The sequence below is a fragment of the Agrobacterium sp. V1 genome (assembly GCF_030518355.1).
GTDB classification, from domain to species: domain Bacteria; phylum Pseudomonadota; class Alphaproteobacteria; order Rhizobiales; family Rhizobiaceae; genus Agrobacterium; species Agrobacterium cucumeris.
In genome coordinates this window covers 654,348-671,741 of record NZ_JAULSF010000001.1, presented here as the reverse complement: position 1 = coordinate 671,741, position 17,394 = coordinate 654,348, and the positions used below count along the sequence as shown (strand labels likewise).

The 17,394-nt window shown below is 59.6% G+C and carries 19 protein-coding genes and 1 tRNA gene; 12 read left to right on the top strand and 8 right to left on the bottom strand.

What is annotated here, in order from left to right; genetic code table 11:
- Positions 1-310: 310 nt before the first annotated feature.
- Positions 311-401 (bottom strand) — tRNA-Ser (locus tag QSV77_RS03300).
- A 163-nt stretch (positions 402-564) separates the two neighbouring features.
- On the opposite strand from QSV77_RS03300, the gene QSV77_RS03295 reads away from it, so the two are divergent.
- Together QSV77_RS03295 and QSV77_RS03290 are read left to right on the top strand one after the other, a co-directional pair.
- On the top strand, positions 565-906 hold the full coding sequence (locus QSV77_RS03295; RefSeq protein ID WP_149898946.1) for a hypothetical protein: 342 nt from the start codon (positions 565-567) through the stop codon (positions 904-906).
- A 93-nt stretch (positions 907-999) separates the two neighbouring features.
- Complete coding sequence (locus tag QSV77_RS03290; RefSeq protein WP_302732508.1) at positions 1,000-1,176, top strand: hypothetical protein; 177 nt, start codon at positions 1,000-1,002, stop codon at positions 1,174-1,176.
- A 3-nt stretch (positions 1,177-1,179) separates the two neighbouring features.
- Here QSV77_RS03290 and QSV77_RS03285 read toward each other — a convergent pair whose 3' ends face one another.
- The gene (locus QSV77_RS03285) at positions 1,180-1,980 is read right to left on the bottom strand and encodes an HpcH/HpaI aldolase/citrate lyase family protein (RefSeq protein WP_302732507.1); all 801 of its coding nucleotides are present in this window, start codon (positions 1,978-1,980) and stop codon (positions 1,180-1,182) included.
- Between the two features lie 7 nt (positions 1,981-1,987).
- Positions 1,988-3,205, bottom strand: coding sequence for an NAD(P)/FAD-dependent oxidoreductase (locus tag QSV77_RS03280; RefSeq protein ID WP_302732506.1), 1,218 nt, complete (start codon positions 3,203-3,205; stop codon positions 1,988-1,990).
- 328 nt (positions 3,206-3,533) lie between these two features.
- Here QSV77_RS03280 and QSV77_RS03275 point away from each other — a divergent pair, with 328 nt between their 5' ends.
- Both QSV77_RS03275 and QSV77_RS03270 read left to right on the top strand, forming a co-directional pair.
- Positions 3,534-3,881 (top strand): hypothetical protein, encoded by a 348-nt coding sequence (locus QSV77_RS03275; RefSeq protein WP_142839932.1) that lies wholly within the window; start codon positions 3,534-3,536, stop codon positions 3,879-3,881.
- A 137-nt stretch (positions 3,882-4,018) separates the two neighbouring features.
- Positions 4,019-5,131 carry a pyridoxal phosphate-dependent aminotransferase gene (locus QSV77_RS03270; RefSeq protein ID WP_302732505.1) on the top strand — a complete coding sequence of 371 codons (1,113 nt, stop codon included), beginning with the start codon at positions 4,019-4,021 and terminating at the stop codon, positions 5,129-5,131.
- Positions 5,132-5,414: 283 nt separating this feature from the next.
- Here QSV77_RS03270 and QSV77_RS03265 read toward each other — a convergent pair whose 3' ends face one another.
- On the bottom strand, positions 5,415-5,681 hold the full coding sequence (locus QSV77_RS03265; RefSeq protein WP_046798706.1) for a sel1 repeat family protein: 267 nt from the start codon (positions 5,679-5,681) through the stop codon (positions 5,415-5,417).
- 587 nt (positions 5,682-6,268) lie between these two features.
- On the opposite strand from QSV77_RS03265, the gene QSV77_RS03260 reads away from it, so the two are divergent.
- From QSV77_RS03260 to QSV77_RS03235, 6 genes are all read left to right on the top strand, one after another.
- On the top strand, positions 6,269-6,607 hold the full coding sequence (locus QSV77_RS03260) for a DUF2147 domain-containing protein (protein WP_142839437.1): 339 nt from the start codon (positions 6,269-6,271) through the stop codon (positions 6,605-6,607).
- A gap of 174 nt (positions 6,608-6,781) precedes the next feature.
- Complete coding sequence (locus tag QSV77_RS03255; protein WP_302732504.1) at positions 6,782-7,378, top strand: hypothetical protein; 597 nt, start codon at positions 6,782-6,784, stop codon at positions 7,376-7,378.
- 159 nt (positions 7,379-7,537) lie between these two features.
- Positions 7,538-7,720, top strand: a complete 183-nt coding sequence (locus QSV77_RS03250; RefSeq protein WP_035218142.1) for a hypothetical protein — start codon at positions 7,538-7,540, stop codon at positions 7,718-7,720.
- 10 nt (positions 7,721-7,730) lie between these two features.
- The gene (locus QSV77_RS03245; protein ID WP_193559488.1) at positions 7,731-7,904 is read left to right on the top strand and encodes a hypothetical protein; all 174 of its coding nucleotides are present in this window, start codon (positions 7,731-7,733) and stop codon (positions 7,902-7,904) included.
- Positions 7,905-8,006: 102 nt separating this feature from the next.
- Positions 8,007-9,512: an AMP nucleosidase gene (gene amn, locus QSV77_RS03240; protein WP_269698401.1), complete on the top strand. Its 1,506-nt coding sequence runs from the start codon at positions 8,007-8,009 to the stop codon at positions 9,510-9,512.
- A 58-nt stretch (positions 9,513-9,570) separates the two neighbouring features.
- The gene (locus QSV77_RS03235; RefSeq protein ID WP_142839433.1) at positions 9,571-9,762 is read left to right on the top strand and encodes a type II toxin-antitoxin system VapB family antitoxin; all 192 of its coding nucleotides are present in this window, start codon (positions 9,571-9,573) and stop codon (positions 9,760-9,762) included.
- Between the two features lie 376 nt (positions 9,763-10,138).
- Here the strand turns inward: QSV77_RS03235 and QSV77_RS03230 are convergent, their stop codons facing one another.
- From QSV77_RS03230 to QSV77_RS03220, 3 genes are all read right to left on the bottom strand, one after another.
- Positions 10,139-10,609 carry an OsmC family protein gene (locus QSV77_RS03230; protein ID WP_302732503.1) on the bottom strand — a complete coding sequence of 157 codons (471 nt, stop codon included), beginning with the start codon at positions 10,607-10,609 and terminating at the stop codon, positions 10,139-10,141.
- A gap of 64 nt (positions 10,610-10,673) precedes the next feature.
- Positions 10,674-12,047 carry an aspartate aminotransferase family protein gene (locus QSV77_RS03225; RefSeq protein WP_302732502.1) on the bottom strand — a complete coding sequence of 458 codons (1,374 nt, stop codon included), beginning with the start codon at positions 12,045-12,047 and terminating at the stop codon, positions 10,674-10,676.
- Positions 12,048-12,338: 291 nt separating this feature from the next.
- Positions 12,339-13,247 carry a diacylglycerol kinase family protein gene (locus tag QSV77_RS03220; RefSeq protein WP_302732501.1) on the bottom strand — a complete coding sequence of 303 codons (909 nt, stop codon included), beginning with the start codon at positions 13,245-13,247 and terminating at the stop codon, positions 12,339-12,341.
- A gap of 237 nt (positions 13,248-13,484) precedes the next feature.
- Between QSV77_RS03220 and QSV77_RS03215 the strand changes: the two genes are divergently transcribed.
- Together QSV77_RS03215 and mgtE are read left to right on the top strand one after the other, a co-directional pair.
- Positions 13,485-14,729: an MFS transporter gene (locus QSV77_RS03215; protein WP_142839430.1), complete on the top strand. Its 1,245-nt coding sequence runs from the start codon at positions 13,485-13,487 to the stop codon at positions 14,727-14,729.
- 248 nt (positions 14,730-14,977) lie between these two features.
- Positions 14,978-16,351, top strand: a complete 1,374-nt coding sequence (mgtE, locus tag QSV77_RS03210; protein ID WP_142839429.1) for a magnesium transporter — start codon at positions 14,978-14,980, stop codon at positions 16,349-16,351.
- 150 nt (positions 16,352-16,501) lie between these two features.
- Here the strand turns inward: mgtE and QSV77_RS03205 are convergent, their stop codons facing one another.
- Positions 16,502-17,338: an undecaprenyl-diphosphate phosphatase gene (locus QSV77_RS03205; protein ID WP_065115238.1), complete on the bottom strand. Its 837-nt coding sequence runs from the start codon at positions 17,336-17,338 to the stop codon at positions 16,502-16,504.
- Positions 17,339-17,394: the final 56 nt, after the last annotated feature.

Genomic DNA, 17,394 nt, shown 5'->3' with positions numbered 1-17,394 from the left:
TTACCCATGCCAGTACTCAAGAATGCACGGCACGAAAGGATGGCGCAAGGGTTGGCAAAGAGGCTAACGCAAACATGGGGGTAACCCCTCCCTGTGCTGCCCCGGCGCATGTTGAAGAGATAATTCTGATTGGATGATTCGAGAGGTGAGGCCGTTCGGCGCAACACCCCCTGCCCCAACTATTGCATAAAGGTCGCAGTTGTTCGCCAAAGTTCACGGCCAATCGGCGCGCAAAGTGGGGAAGATAATGGGGAAGCGAAAATAGATAGCTCGATTTATAGAGCGCCATCAACATCTTAATAGAAATTGATGGCGGAGAGGATGGGATTCGAACCCACGATACGCTTTTGACGTATACTCCCTTAGCAGGGGAGCGCCTTCGACCACTCGGCCACCTCTCCGGTGCGGCCTGATTATTGCGTAAAAAAAATGAATGCAAGGGTTTTTCGCCAAGAAGCCGAAAAACCTGTTGGCTGAACAGCCACGCGCGAAACTTTGCGGGCAATTCGGGAACTTCTTTAAGGCCGGCACGTTCTCGCTTCGGTAACAAAAGAGGTGTTTCTAATGGCTCAGACCAAACTGAATGTTGTCGAAGACACGATCGAAAACCAGATTGCCGAGCTGCGCTCGCAAATCTCGTCGCTCTCCAAGTCCGTTTCCGCCCGCGCGGAAGGCGTGAGTGAGGATGCATCCGAATTTCTGGATGAGGCGCGCGGCCGTGTTCGCAAGGCTGCGAGCAATGTCCGTGCCCAGGGCCAGAATGTGGTGGAAGCGGTGAAGGAAAATCCCGGCACGGCAACCTCGCTGCTGACGATCGTCGGCGCACTCGGTTTTGCAATCGGTTATGCGGTTGGTGCCGGCACGCAGCAGAACTCGTCGAACAGCAGCCTTTATCGCTGGCGCTGAATACCGCACGAGCGTTAGAATTCAGGCAAGGCGGCAAAGTCCCGCCTTGCCTTTTTTGCATTGATTTAAAGACAACCAGAATGGGGGCCAGAAATGCTGTTCAGCGACGATCTTGAAGAGGCATTGGGGCATTTTGCCAGAGATCATGGCATCGACAGGGACGAGGCCCTCCAGCGCATCGTCCGCGCCGCCCTTATCAACAGCGGTTACCTCGCTTCCGGCGAAGAAGGCATTCCGCCCGAAAAGCTGAATGCCAGCAACGACGATTGAGGCTTAGTAGCCCGATCTGGAAGGCGCCGGTGTTGCCCCGCCCTTGTAGCGGGCAGACAGGGAGCGCAGCGTGTTCGAAAATTCTGTGACATCGGCACCAACGGCGACGAAGGATGCGCCCAATTCGAGATAACGGCGGTTATAGGTCTCATTGAAGGTGAGAATGCCGGCGGCCTTGCCAGCCGCGACGATCTTGACGATCGCGGCTTCGATCACCGCCTGCACTTCCGGCTCGTCGATCCTGCCGAGATAACCCATGTCGGCAGCGAGATCAGCCGGGCCGATGAAGACGCCATCCACCCCTTCCACGGCAAGGATATTGTCGAGATCGTTGATCGCGGCGCGCGTTTCGGCCTGCACCAGCAGACAGACGCTATCGGAGGCGCTGTCGGCGTAATCGGTTATGGTGTTGAAGGCCGACGCGCGGGCAACGGCTGCCCCCATGCCGCGAATGCCGCGCGGCGGATAATGCATGGCGCTGACCAAAGCTTCCGCCTGCGCGGCCGAATCGACCATTGGCACCAGAAGCGTGCGTGCGCCTGCATCCAAAAGCTGCTTGATCATCCAGCTTTCGCCGACCGGCACGCGCACCACGGGTTCTGCCGGCGACGTGGCAAGTGCACGCAGCTGATCGATGATGCTGCGCAGATCGTTCGGCCCGTGCTCGCCATCGATCACCAGCCAGTCGAAACCCGCCGTTCCGGCGATTTCCGCCGCGATGGCCTCGCCCATGTCAAGCCAGAGGCCGATCTGCGGCTTGCCGGCATGGATGGCGGATTTGAAACGGTTTTCGGGAGCAGGCATGATGTCCTCAGGAGAGCAATAATTTCAGATCGGCGGATGCGTCCGCCAGGATGGCGCGATCCGGTTCCGCACCGGTATCGAGCAGTTTCTTGCCCGCGACATAGGCCTTGGCATCGTTGACGGCATCCACCGCCACGAAACGCCCGTCGCGGAAATACCAGACCGACCAGCTGCCTTCACGGGCACCGGGCCGCAATACCGTCTCGTCATAACCAAGATTGAAGCCGGCGATCTGCAGCTTCACCTCATATTGATCCGACCAGAACCACGGTTTCGCCTCATAGGCGGTTTCAGTGCCGGCAAGCACGGCAGCTGTCGCCTCGGCCTGATCGACGGCATTCTGGACCGATTCGAGACGCACGTGCTGGCCGCGCCATGGCAGCAGGGCGCAATCGCCCACCGCGTGAATGTCCCGGTCGGATGTGCGGGTATGGTTATCCACCACAATGCCGTTGCCGACATCGAGGCCCGATTCGCGGGCAAGCCGGTCATTCGGTGTCACGCCGATGCCGACGATGACAAAATCCACATCAAGCATCGAACCATCGGACAGTTCGGCGGCGGCCACCCGGCCATCCATGCCGACAAGGCGCACGAGGCCGGTCTTTTCGCGAATGGAAACGCCATTCGCCTGATGGATGCCGCGCATGATATCGGCGGTTTCTTTCGCCGCCACGCGCTGGAGAATACGGTCGGCCATTTCGATCAGCGTCACATCGAGGCCGAGCTTGCGGGCAACCGCCGCCGCTTCAAGGCCGATATAACCGCCGCCGATCACCAGTAGCCTGCGGCCCGGCTTCATTTCTTCCATCAGCCGGTCAGCGTCGCGCTTGTCGCGAACGGTCAATACCCCTTCCAGATCGCCGCCGATGCTGGCGGGCAGCAGGCGGGGTGCGGCCCCGGTTGCCAACACCAGCTTGTCATAGGCGAGCGTGCTGCCATCCTGCATGCGCACCGTTTTGGCCTTGCGGTCGATATCTTCCACCCAGGTGGACAGCCGGATATCGACATTATTGTCCGCGTACCACTCCTGCGGGCGGAACATCAGCCGGTCAAAACTCATCTCGCCGAGAAGGTATTTTTTGGAGAGCGGCGGCCGCTGGTAGGGATAGGCATCCTCGGAGCCGATGATGGTGATGGGACGCTCATCCTTCAGCGCCCGGAGCTTTGCCGCCAGCGCGAAAGCGGCCTGCCCCGCCCCGACGATTACCAGCCTTCCCGTCACGTTCCACTCCCAGACACGAATCGCGATGGACCAACCCTGCCATGCTCGCGAAGCCATATTGCCGGATCAGGCGTAACGCCAAGTACGGCCCGCGTCAACCACGCTGCGACGCCAGCCCGGTGCAAGCATGACACATTATCAGCACAGGCTGCGACACGCCTGCAACCGGACCGAGCCAAGTGCATTCTATCAAGGGAAACATCGGCTTGCGAAAGGAAGATTGGCCCATGTCGAGACGGACAACAGACAATTGCGCGAATTTCCTTCACGACCTGGCAAGGAAGCCGCGTTAAAATCAGCATCAGGAGAGGCAATCCGGGAGGTTGTCATGGCTTTGCATATGGATCCCCGTCAGAACGTCCCCCAGGACGAGAAGTACGAGAAATTTCAGATCGACCGGCCCGGCAAGATCACCTTTATCGGGCATCATCTCAGCGCCAGCGACACCCTGCGCTGCCTTGTGCGCACCATTTCTCTTTATGGCGCAGAGATCGAGGTCAGCCCTCACCTGGAAATGCCCGCCAATTTCTATCTGGAAATTCTGGGCATCCGTGATGAGATCGGCTGCACGCTGATCCGCCGGGAAGAGGAAAAAGTCACCATCGGTTTCAACATGTTGATCGATGCGGAATTCCTGCACCATGTGCGCCGGCTGAGTTTCGAAACCAGCGCCTGAGCGGGCACGACGGGCGGCACGGGGGCGGAAAAACTGTTCCAAAACAGTCATCGGATAACCGGGCGCGGCTTGCGTCCGGTTTTTTTGCACCTATTGTGAGCCGGGTTTTCAAACACAGCTACCGGAACTTTCAGCCAATGTCCGCTTTTTCACGCCTCACCCCGCTTGCCGTCTCGCTCCCTTCAACCGTTCCTTTCGTTGGCCCGGAAGCCATCGAACGGAACCGCGGCCTGAAGGTGGAAGCGCGGATCGGCGCCAATGAAAGCGGCTTTGGCCCCGCCCCTTCAGTGCTTCTGGCCCTGCGGGATGCTGCAGCCGATACCTGGATGTATAGCGACCCGGAAAATTTCGAATTGAAGGAAGCGCTTGCCATCCATCATGGCGTTGCACGCGGCAATATCGCCATCGGCAGCGGCGTGGACGGATTGCTGGGTGAGATCGCAAGGCTGATTGTCGAGCCCGGCACGCCTGTCGTCACCTCGCTTGGCGGTTACCCCACCTTCAATTACCATGTGAACGGTTTTGGCGGGAAACTCGTGACCACGCCCTATGTGGACGATCACGAAGACCTCGATGGCCTTCTCGATCTCGTCATCCGGGAAAATGCGCCGCTCGTCTATTTCGCCAATCCTGATAATCCGATGGGAAGCTGGTGGGAGGCGAGCGAAGTCGTTGCCTTTGCACGCGCGCTGCCGGAAACCTGCCTGCTCATTCTGGACGAGGCCTATTGCGAAACCGCGCCCGCCAGCGCCGTGCCGGCAATCGATGCGCTGATCGGCCAGTCGAACATCCTGCGCATGCGCACCTTCTCAAAGGCCTATGGGCTGGCCGGCGCGCGTGTCGGTTATGCCATCGGCACGCTCGGCAATGTCGAAGCCTTCGACAAGATCCGCAACCATTTCGGCATGGCGCGCATTTCGGTCGCGGGTGCTTTGGCAGCGTTGAAGGATCAGGCCTATCTGCATGAGGTTGTTGGTAAAATTTCCGATGCCCGCGACCGCATTTCCGCGATCGCCCGCGATAACGGCCTTGCACCGCTGCCCTCGGCCACCAACTTCGTCACGATCGACTGCCACCGCGACGGCGCTTATGCCCGCGCCATTGTCGATGGACTGATGGAACATGGCGTGTTCATCCGCATGCCGGGCGTCGCGCCGCTCAACCGCTGCATTCGCGTGAGTGTCGGGCCGGACGACAAGCTCGATCTTTTCGAGCAGGCATTGCCGAAGGTTATCAAGGCGATCGGGTAAACTCTGGTTCCTCGCTTCCGTCATGCCGGCCTCGAGCCATAGGCTGCGAATGCGATTCAAAGCCACCCCGCAAACCACTGTTTGCGAATCATTTTCCGGACGAGACGTCCAGACATAAGAAAACCGCGCCGGCCTTGTTCCTGCCGGTCGCGGTTTGATGTGTCAGCGCCAAAGCTTCTTTTCAAAGCCCTCGCCGCGTTCCCCTTCGGGTTTACTTTCGTTTGCACCGGTCATCGGGACTGGAGGGAGCCGGACCGGAAATCTCACTGATAAACTGGATGGATCAGTGCATCGTCATCCAGTCGCGGGCGGCACGCAGCGCTTCGGCCAGTTCCGCCTTGGTCATGTTGCGGGCGAGATCCGCACGCAAAGAAGCGGCTCTTTCCGATCCACGGATCGCGGCGATGTTGAGCCATTTGTGGGCCGCGACCAGATCCACCGTGCAGCCCCGGCCGGTCGCATAGACCAGGCCGAGATTGCAAAGGGTGTCGGCGCGGGTTTCGCCACCGGCAACTGCCATTTCGATATCGCGAATTTCAAAGCGTGCCATCGTTTTAATCCCTGTCTTCTGCCTGTTTCATCAATCGCCTTCTTTCCGAGGCTAACCTTCAGAACCGCCGTCTTATGCGGCTTTTTTGTTCTTCGGGCCGGCAGGTTTTCCCTGCGCTTTTGATGACTTCACTATGCCGCAAGCCTTTCAACGGGCGCTTAAAAGGCATGATTAATGGGCCGCAAACAAACTGCAAACGATTGGTAAAATTGGGTTTTTGTTAAATATCACGAGGTGCGGAAATTAAGGACTTTCAGGCGATTTTTACGAAAAGTTTACATCTGGATTTAAACCCTTCGTTCACCACGATAAAAACATCGATTTTCAAATTCAACCGTCTCCACTGCGCAAACAGTCGCAAACGCCTCTCTAGCGCGGCAAATTTCTGTTTCCTTTTACGTTAACGTAAAATAGTATCCGGCTGTCTGTTTTATGAGGATGAGGCAGGCAAAGGATAGCATGGCCCAAAGGTGACCGCGTCGCAGGACGCCACACCATCGGCAATGCAGGACAGGGTTTAATGCGTATACGTTCTTCATGACCGGTGCGGTTCGGAAGGGTCTGCGCAAATTTCGGGAGGAGTTTTTATGAAGCGCGTAATGATGATTGCCGCTGCCCTCATGATGGGCAGCAACCTTGCTGTTGCCGCAGAAGCCATCGAGGGCAACTGGAAAACGGCCAGCGGCGAAACCGCCGTGATCGGCCCCTGCGGCACGGCCTTTTGCGTGACGCTGAAGACCGGCAAACATGCCGGAAAACAGATCGGCAAGCTTTCCGGCAAGGGAAACAGCTATGCCGGTGAGATCACCGATCCCGCCAACGACAAGACCTATAGCGGTTCCGGCACCGTTTCCGGCAATTCACTGAGCATGAAAGGCTGCGTGCTGAAGGTTTTGTGCAAATCGCAGACCTGGACACGCCTGTAACGGAATAGGCGGCGGGTGGACTTTCGGCTGCCCGCCAGCCAGCAGGCGCGGCCTGACCAGCCAGCGCGGCATTGGGAGATTTTTTGCGCCCAGAGCCACAAACGGATGCCGCGTGGAACATCCCTGACCGTTGATGTATCGTGCCACCCAGCCGCACCCCAACGAGAGCCACGCATGCCCCTCCCCCTTTCGACGATCCTGATTGCCGGCACCTCGCATGTGGGCAAAAGCACCCTTGCCGGTCTTTTGAATGAAAGGCTCGGCTGTGAGGCGATATCGACCGACAGCCTCGCCCGCCACCCCGGCAGGCCCTGGCCGGGCATACCGGCACCGGTGGAGGAATATTACACGCAGCTTTCGGCAGACACGGTCCACTGGTTTCTGAAGATTCATCACCAGAACATCTGGCCGCTGATCCGCTCGCGGATCGACAACAGCTGCAATACCGGCAATCCCGTGATCTTCGAGGGTGCGGCCCTGCGCCCGGAATTCATATCACCCCTGCTCGGCAGCGCGATCGCCGGTGTCTTTCTGCATGCCGGGAATGATTTCCTTCTCGAGAGGATGCGCTCTCACGCCCGATACGATGATGCAACGGCCAGCCAGCGGCGGATCATGGACGCCTTCGTCGAGCGATCGCTGCGGGAGAATACCGAGATGCTGGCCTCGGCGCAGCAACATAACGTGCCGGTCGTCGATGTGACGAAACCGCAAGCACTCGAAACCCTCATGGCCGATCTTGCCGCGCGCGTGACCGCCTCTTCCGCGTGATCAAAAGACGAGTGACCAAGGTCTCCAGCGAGGCCATTGCGGCATCAATCTGTCCTGTCACCACCCGTTAACATCCCTGAACACCATATGAACCGGGGTCTCAGGGTCCGTTCAGTCCGAGTATGGCAAAACTCTGTCCATCAACTCCAATAAAGGGGAATGGACATGGCAAAGTTGATCAGCCGGTTGGCAATCTTCGCGTTTCTCATGGCGATCTTCGCCATGTCCTTCGCTTCGCTCGTCGTTAATCCGAACCGCAGTTTTCAGCGGGTGAATGCCGGTGCGGCAATTGCCTGCCAGCACAGCCCGGCACCCGCCGCCAATTGCCCCGTCGTACTTTGAGGACCGACCGATGACCAACACTTTTTCAAACGGCCTGTTCTCTGCCCTGCGGCTGGTGCTGATGGCCTCGATCTTTCTCGGCCCGGTGGCAGGACTTGCGGTTTACAAAGCCGATCCCCGCCCGGCATCCAAGGGCGCCGGTTTTGTGCTCCTGATGAGCCTGCAGCGCGGCGCGCTCGGCTGAATCTAGCACACGCTTTATCGATCCAGCCGCTTTTTCCGTTTCTTTTCAGTTTCTTCGTATTTCTGTCGCTTGCCTGTCGAAATTGCCCTCTTATAATGGGCCATGACAATAGCAAAACGAACGATTCCGCCCTTCACCTTCATCAGCCCCGAGCCTTTCGCGCCGCAGTCCTTCACGGACCCGAAAGAAGCAGTCGAGGCTTTGACCGCGCTTTACGAACGCAATACGGCGTTCCTGATCAATTCCTTCACCGACCTTGCCAAGGGCGCGCCGATTGCCGGCCGTTACCGCGCCTGCTACCCGCAGGTGAGCCTGGAGACCGCAACCTTCGGCCATGTCGACTCGCGTCTCTCCTATGGCCACGTCACCGCGCCCGGCGTCTACACAACGACGATCACCCGGCCGGAGCTGTTCCGCCATTATCTGAAAGAGCAGCTGGGGCTTCTGATGAAGAACCACGGCGTTCCGGTCACGGTGTCGGAATCGGCCACACCCATTCCGCTGCACTTCGCTTTTGGCGAAGGCGCCTATGTCGAGGCGGCGGCCGCATCGTCGCTCTCCGACGTGCCGCTGCGCGATCTGTTCGATACGCCCGATCTCAACAATACCGATGATCTCATCGCCAATGGCGAATATGACCAGGTGCCGGGCGAACCCGCACCGCTTGCGCCCTTTACCGCGCAGCGCATCGATTATTCGCTTGCCCGCCTCAGCCATTATACGGCGACCAGCGCCAGCCATTTCCAGAATTTCGTGCTGTTCACCAACTACCAGTTCTATATCGACGAGTTCGCCGCATGGGCGCGGCAGATGATGAAGAATGGCGGCGAAGGTTACACAGCCTTCGTGGAGCCGGGCAACATCATCACGAATGCCGGTTCCGACAGGCCGGAAACGGACGCCGTGCTCGCCCGCCTGCCGCAGATGCCTGCCTATCACCTGAAGAAAAAGGGCCATGCCGGCATCACGCTGGTCAATATCGGCGTCGGCCCTTCCAACGCCAAGACGATTACCGACCATATCGCCGTACTGCGCCCGCATGCCTGGCTGATGGTCGGCCATTGCGCCGGCCTGCGTAACAGCCAGCGGCTGGGCGATTATGTTCTGGCGCATGCCTATGTGCGTGAGGACCACGTGCTTGATGACGACCTGCCGGTCTGGGTGCCAATCCCGGCGCTGGCCGAAGTGCAGCTGGCGCTGGAAGGCGCCGTGGCGGAAGTCACCGGTTACGAGGGCTTCGAGCTGAAGCGCATCATGCGCACCGGCACCGTCGCCACCATCGACAATCGCAACTGGGAGCTTCGCGATCAGGCCGGTCCCGTCAAGCGCCTGTCGCAGTCGCGCGCCATAGCACTCGACATGGAATCGGCCACCATCGCGGCCAACGGTTTCCGCTTCCGCGTGCCCTACGGCACCCTGCTCTGCGTCTCCGACAAGCCGCTGCATGGCGAATTGAAGCTGCCGGGCATGGCGACGGAGTTTTACCGCACCCAGGTCGCCCAGCATCTGCAAATCGGCATCCGCGCCGTGCAGAAACTCGCCGCCATGCCGACGGAAACACTGCACTCGCGCAAGCTTCGAAGCTTTTACGAGACGGCGTTCCAGTAAGATTGCACATCCTCGCCCTCAAGGTGCTGATGTAGCCCAGACACCTTGAGGCGTTGAATTGCGTGTAACGATCGATCTGGATGATGCACTGATTGCAGAGATTATGGAAATTACCGGGCTATCCAACACCGAAGCGGCGGTTGAAATGGCTCTGAGAGAATTCATCCGCATACACCGGAAACTTCGAGACGTCGGCCGTGAAGGCAATCTCAATGGAATCCGCGACAGCTGGAGAACGGATGAGTCCTAGTTGACTCACTCAATGCTCTCACTGCCATCAAGGAACATAACCTCCGTCATTCCGGCCTTGAGCCGGAATCCAGCCGACGCGCGTCCGCGCGGCGAGAAGAGTCTTTTCAGCCCAAAGACTTGGGCTGACTGGATTCCGGCTCAAGGCCGGAATGACGGAGAAAGAAACAATACAATCACAGCAAAATAACGCATTTAGCGGACAACAACAATTATGACTGAGCCTATAGCGCTTCAGACAAATCGAGATCTTTGGAAGCGCTCTATCCCTTTATTTTTATGGATGTCCAGCAAAACAACTACGCACTTTTACTGGACATTCTCTCGTGAAGTTGCCCGCCGCGGTCCACTCGCGCAGATCGCGCGCCGCATCCGTCTCAAACCACTTTCACCGTCCCCTCCACCCGCACTGGAAAATTCACCGACCGCGCGATGAAGCACTTATCATGCGCATCATGGTGCAGCTCATCCGCGCGGGCTGCATCGCCCTTCGAGATGGTGATGATCGGTTTCAGCACCACTTCGCTGAATTGCCCCGCGCCGTCCTTTTCCATGACAAGCGTGCCTTCGGCGTTGTCGACATAGTCTTCAACGATGATGCCATTGACCGAGCAGAAATGCAGGTACCAGAGCTTGTGGCAGGCCGAGAGGGAAGCGACCAGCAGATCCTCGGGGTTCCAGCGGGAGGGATCGCCGCGGAAAGCAGGGTCCGAGGAGCCGGCGATATCGGCTTTCCCTGCGGTGGAAATCGTGTAGTCGCGTTCATAATCGCGATACCCCGACGTCCCCTTGCCGCGATTGCCTGTCCATTTAACCTGCACGGCGTAACGATGTTCCTGTCCTGCCATCTGATTATTCCTCCCTTGGAAACTTTTTTCGCATTCTCTAACGGAAAACCGGTGTCGACTTTTCCTAGAAATGCTCTCGCGTATCACGCAGGTGATCGAGCCCCTTGCGTAACGTCTCGATGATCTCATCCACTTCCGAACGGCTGATGGTCAGCGCCGGCGAGGCCAGCATGCGGTCACCAGTCGCACGCATGACAAGGCCGTTTGCAAGGCAATGGTTGCGCACGGCGGTACCGATGTCATCGGGCTTGGCGAAACGTCTGCGGATTGCCTTGTCGGCAGTTATCTGCAGGCCGCCCATCAGGCCGACATTCACGGCCTCGCCCACCAGTTCGTGATCATCAAGACTTTTCCAGCCTTTGGAGAAATACGGACCGATATCGTCGCGCACCCGCTCCACCAGACCCTCATCCTCGATGATACGAAGGTTTTCCAGTGCAGCGGCGGCGCAGACGGGGTGGCCGGAATAGGTAAAGCCGTGGTTGAAGTCGCCGACTTCCGACAACATCACTTCCGCCACGCGGTCGGAAACGATGACGCCGCCGATCGGCAGATAACCGGATGAAAGGCCCTTGGCGACGGGGGCGAAATCCGGCTCCACGCCAAAATGCTGGTAACCGAACCAGGAGCCGAGACGGCCGAAACCGCAGATCACCTCATCCGATACGAGCAGGATATTGCGTGCCTTGCAGATGCGGGCGATTTCCGGCCAGTAGGTTTCCGGTGGCACGATGACGCCGCCTGCCCCCTGAATGGGTTCAGCGACGAAAGCGGCGACGTTTTCCTCGCCGAGTTCATCGATCTTCGCATCCAGTTCGCGGGCCACTTTCAGACCGAACTCGGCGGGCGAAAGATCGCCGCCTTCGGCATACCAATAGGGCTGGCCGATATGGGCAACGCCTTCGATCGGCAGGTTACCCTGCTCGTGCATCCATTTCATGCCGCCGAGCGAGGCGCCGGCCACCGTCGAGCCGTGATAGCCGTTTCGGCGGGCAATGACCTTCGTCTTCGTCGGATGTCCAAGCGCCTTCCAGTAGACCCGCGCCATGCGGAACCAGGTGTCGGTGGCTTCCGAACCGGAATTGGTGAAGAATACATGGTTCATGCCAGGCCCGGCGCGTGAGGCGATCTTCTGCGCCAGAAGTGTCGCGGGCGGCGTGGTGGTGCCGAAAAACGCGTTGTAATAGGGCAGCTCGTTCATCTGCCTCTGAACGACATCAGCGATTTCGCGGCGTCCATAGCCAATATTCACACACCAGAGGCCGGCAAAGGCGTCGAGGTATTTCTTGCCGGTGCTGTCATAGATGAACACCCCTTCGGCCCGTTCGATAATGCGGGTGCCGGCGGCATTCAGTTTGCCCATATCGGAAAAGGGGTGGAGGTGATGGGCGGCATCGATGGCGGCAAGGTTGGATATCGGCTTGGAGACTTCATTCATGACAGATCGCACTCCCATAAAGGCGACGGCGCTCAAGCCACCGCGCCTGCCGAACATGGCCGGGCGGCTTTGATTTGGCAAGGCTGGTGATTTTCAGGGGGCGGCCTGGACGAACGGAGGCGGCCGGGTTTCTTCTCCCCGAGGGGGAGAAAGTGGTCCGAAGGGTCGGATGAGGGGGCGAGGTTGCCGGAATTCGGAGAGCTCGCCCCCTCATCCCGCTGCCGCGGACTTCTCCCCCTCGGGGAGAAGAAACAAGCGGCGATCACTCAATCCAAACATACTCCGTTCGCGTTATGCGAAAAACGCCCGCCCCACCAGCACCTTCAACTCGCCGGCATGCACCTCCAGCGCCACATCCCGCTCCATCGGCAGCAATTCGCCATCGATGACGCAGCGCACATCGTGGCGTTTCTTCGGAAAATGCAGCTCCACATCCGTCACCGTCATGGCTGTCACGGCGGCGTTTTCCTTCAGCCTGCCGCGCAGAATGTCGAAGGCAAGCCTTGCGACACCGGAAGGGCGCAGCGGATCGGTGAGGTAAAAACCGAGATGGCCGCCGGATACATTATCCGCCACCAGCAGCGAGTTCTGGCCGAATTCATTGTTGGAGACGGAAATGGCCGATACCTTGCGGTGCTGGGTTTCACCATTGACGGTATATTCGACCTCGAAGACCGGCGGATTGAGGATGACGCTGATGGCGGCGCGGATGCTTGCCTTGATCTTGCCGAGACGCGAGGCAAAGGCGAGATTGTTGCGATAGCGCACCATGCGCGAATGCAGGCCGGCGGAAAACTGGTGAACGAAAAGCCGGCCGTTGGCACTGGCTATATCCACGCTGGCGATCTCGCCATTTGCCAGCGTTTCCAGCGCCAGGCGAATGTCGAGCGGCAGTTTCAGCGAGCGGGCAAACAGGTTCATGGTGCCGGCCGGCACGATGCCGAGTGCAATGCCCTGTTTCCAGGCGATGCCGGCCGCGGCCGAAATGGTGCCATCGCCGCCGCCGGCAATGATGCCTTCAATATCAGGCTCATCGGCAGCGCGTTGCATTTCCTCGACAATGTCCTTTCCGGAAACCAGACGGCATTCGATCTGGTGCCCCGCCCGGGAAAAGACCGCACGGGCGTGGTCGCAATAGGCGTCCATATCAGTGGTGCGAAAGGTGCCGCCATCACGATTGAAAATTGCAATGAGCTTCATGTCCAACCCGGTCCCGTAACGTTCGCAGCCGCGCGTAAATGCCTGGCTTCATATAGAGTTCCGAACACCATCGCGTGAAGATGCTCTTTTACCGAGAATCGCTCTACCGCAACGCATCATTTCATGTTAGGGATCACTTAAGGTCATTTTCATGACCGCGCATCTCCAGTCAGGGCAGACCGCTCCCATACGGTCTTGCCCTTTTTTCTGTGGGGTCCTCCCCCTTCTCAGGTCATCATGAGCCAGTCGAAAATTTCCGAAGCCCGTCCCGCAGCGGAGAATGAAACCGTTTACACGGACACTCCGGCCGTGGCGCTCTCGCCGCTTGCCATCGCGCTTATCGAACTGGCGCTGGCCGCCGGCGGCTTCGGCATCGGTACCGGCGAATTCGCCATCATGGGCCTGTTGCCTGACGTCGCCACGACCTATGGCGTGACGGTGCCACAGGCGGGTTACGTCATCACGGCCTATGCGCTCGGCGTCGTCATCGGCGCGCCGATCATCGCCATCCTTGCCGCGCGCATGACGCGGCGTGCTTTGCTTCTCGGCCTGATGGGGCTTTTTGCAGCCGGCAATATCTTGAGCGCCGTCGCACCTGACTTCCTGAGCTTTACCGTGCTGCGCTTCATCACCGGCCTGCCGCATGGCGCCTATTTCGGCGTTGCCGCGCTGGTGGCGGCCTCTATGGCACCGATCCATAAACGCGCCCGCGCCGTCGGCCGCGTCATGCTCGGCCTCACCATCGCCACGCTGCTCGGCACACCGCTTGCCACCTTCTTCGGCCAGCTGCTGTCCTGGCGCGCCGCCTTCATGCTGGTCGGCGGCATAGCGCTCCTGACCGTTGCCCTGCTCTGGCTGTTCCAGCCGCGTGACCGGGTGGAGGAAGGTGCAAGCGTCTGGCGCGAACTCGGCGCTTTCCGCCGCGTGCAGGTGTGGCTTACGCTTGCCATCGCGTCTGTCGGTTTCGGCGGCATGTTCTCGGTGTTCAGCTATATCGCCAAGACCACCACTGATGTGGCGATGATGCCGGTTTCCACCGTCTCGATGGTGCTGGCGCTATTCGGCATCGGCATGAATGTCGGCAATGTGGTCGGCTCGCGGCTGGCGGATATCTCGCTCAACGGCACGATTGGCGGCATGCTCGCCTTCAACGTGCTGGTCATGGTCGTGTTCGGCATGACGGCGCATGAACCGTTCATGCTGTGCCTCTGCGTCTTCCTGATCGGCTGCGGTTTTGCCGCCTGTCCGGCTGTGCAGACGCGGCTGATGGATGTGGCGCAGGATGCCCAGACGCTGGCCGCCGCCTCCAACCACTCCGCCTTCAACATCGCCAATGCGCTTGGCGCCTGGCTCGGCGGGCTGGTCATCGCCATGGGTTATGGCTATGCCTCGACAGGTTATGTCGGTGCGGTTCTGTCGCTTCTCGGGCTTGGCGTTTTCCTCATTTCCGTCACCGTCGAGCGGCGCGAAAAGGCGGCCTGAGCCGGCCCTATCGCAGCTTACGGAAATTTCACAATCGGGCGCTTGACTCTTTTCGGTTTCAGGCGCAACACGACCTTACGCGCATGCCTTGCGGCACGGCGCGGATTTCAACGGAGCATCATTAGATGTCTAGCGACAGTAGCAGTCGATTGCCTTTGCCGAGACCGGCGAACGTGAACTGATCCGACCGCTGTCGGCTCACCACCGCGTTCGCCGTTATCGGCGAATCGACGGAAAGGTGAGCAATCATGAACTTCCACAACCTCTCCCAGAGGGCCAGCAAGGCCGCACGTCTTCTTCGTAGCGGAAATGCCGGCTCCACCACCATTGCCGAACGCGTCGAGCACCTCAATACGCTTGATGTCGGCGAAGCCGCAACCGCCCTGCTCGCCATGCCGCAGGCAAAGGCCGTCGCCATTCTCGACAGGCCCGAACTGCACGGCGCAGCCGCGATCATCGCCCATATTCCTGTCGAACAGGCTGCCCGCTTCGTCAACCTGATGTCTGACGACCGCGTTGCCGACGTCATGGCGGAAATGGCCGAAGAACCGCGCGCAAAGCTGTTTTCCCGGCTGGACCGCACGACGGCGCTCTCCATCAAGCACCTGATGGGGTATCCGCCGCGCACGGCCGGCTCGATCATGACCACGGAATTCGTCAGCGTGCCTGATGACTGGACGGTGGAACAGACCCTTTCGCACATCCGCGTCGTCGAGCGGTCGCGTGAAACGGTCTATGCCATCTATGTGCTGGCGCAGGACGGAACGCTTTCCACCGTCGTGACGCTGCGTCGCCTGCTGACCGGCGAAGCTGGCGCCTCAATCCTCTCTGTCGCATCGAAGGAAGGCATCGTCTGCGCCAGCCCCCTGATGTCGCAGGAGGATGTCGCCCGGCTGATCCGCAAGCACGACCTTCTGGCACTGCCCGTCGTCGATGACCGCTCGCATATTCTCGGCATCGTCACCGTTGACGACGTGATCGACACCATGATCGCCGACACAACGGAGGACGCCCACAAGTTCGGTGGTATGGAGGCGCTCGGCAAGCCCTACATGACGATCGGCTTTCCGGACATGATCCGCAAGCGCGCCGGCTGGCTCGCAGCACTGTTCCTCGGCGAAATGCTGACGGCCAGCGCCATGCAGCATTTCGAAGGCGAGCTGGAAAAGGCCGTGGTGCTGACGCTGTTCATTCCGCTGATCATGTCGTCGGGCGGCAACTCCGGTTCGCAGGCTACCTCGCTCATCATCCGGGCGCTGGCGCTCGGCGAACTGAAGCTCTCCGACTGGTGGCGGGTGCTGCTTCGGGAAATCCCGACGGGCCTGACGCTCGGCTGCATTCTGGGCGCCATCGGTTTCCTGCGGCTCACGGTCTGGCAGCAGGCCGGCTTTTACGACTACGGCGAACACTGGCTGCTGGTGGGCGCCACCGTGTTTTCGGCACTTGTCGGCATCGTTACCTTCGGTTCGCTTGCCGGCTCCATGCTGCCCTTCATCCTGCAGCGCCTGCGGCTTGACCCCGCCAGCGCGTCTGCCCCCTTCGTCGCCACGCTGGTGGATGTCAGCGGCCTCGTCATCTACTTCTCGGTGGCGCTGGTGATCTTGAGCGGCACGTTGCTCTAAAAGACGAAAGGCCCGCTCGAAAGAGCGGGCCTCACTTTTACAAATCGAAATCTCGCCATTGTCATCCTCGGGCTTGACCCGAGGATCCACAACCCGACGCACGATGGATCCTCGGGTCAAGCCCGAGGATGACGGCGAGTGCGGCTCCCCTCACCCGCCGGCGCTGATGACGCCCGTCCCCAAAAGCCCCAGCAGGATGAAGCCGATGACCACGCGGTACCAGACGAAGGGCATGTAGCTCTTGGTGGAGACCAGCTTGAGGAAGACGACAATAACCGCGTAACCGACGATGAAGGCGATCAGGGTGGCAAGTCCCGTTTGCCCCCAGCCGACCGGGTTGTCCTCACCGATGCTCTTGAAGAGCTGGTAGAAACCGGAGCCGAAGACGGCGGGAACGGCGAGCAGGAAGGAATAACGGGCGGCCGCCTCTCGGGTGTAGCCGAGCAGCAGGCCGGCGCTGATGGTGCCGCCCGAGCGCGAGACGCCGGGGATCAGCGCCATGGCCTGCGCGAAACCGAAGAGGATACCGTCGCGCCAGATCAGCTGGTTCAGCTTGTAGCGTTTTTCACCAATCCTGTCGGCAATGCCAAGAACGATGCCGAAGACGATCAGCATCACGGCGGTGATATAGAGGTTGCGCAGCGAATGTTCGATGGCATCCTTGAAGAACAGGCCGAGAAACACGATCGGCACGGAACCGACGATGATGAGCCAGCCAAGGCGGGCATCCGCCTTGTCATAGGGGCCGAGGCGCAGGTTCTGCCGCAGCCAGGCGGCGGCAATGCGCATGATATCCGACCAGAAATAGACCAGCACGGCCATTTCCGTACCGATTTGCGTAATCGCGGTGAAGGCGGCCCCGGGATCGGCGCCGGAGGGCAGGAACTCCCCGGCTATCCTCAGATGCGCGCTTGAAGAAATCGGAAGAAATTCCGTAAGTCCTTGCAAAAGGCCGAGAAATCCGGCCTCCATCCAACCCATGCTCATGTGCTTTGATGTCCCTGCTGCGAATCACGATGGCAGCATTATGCATTAATCGGGGC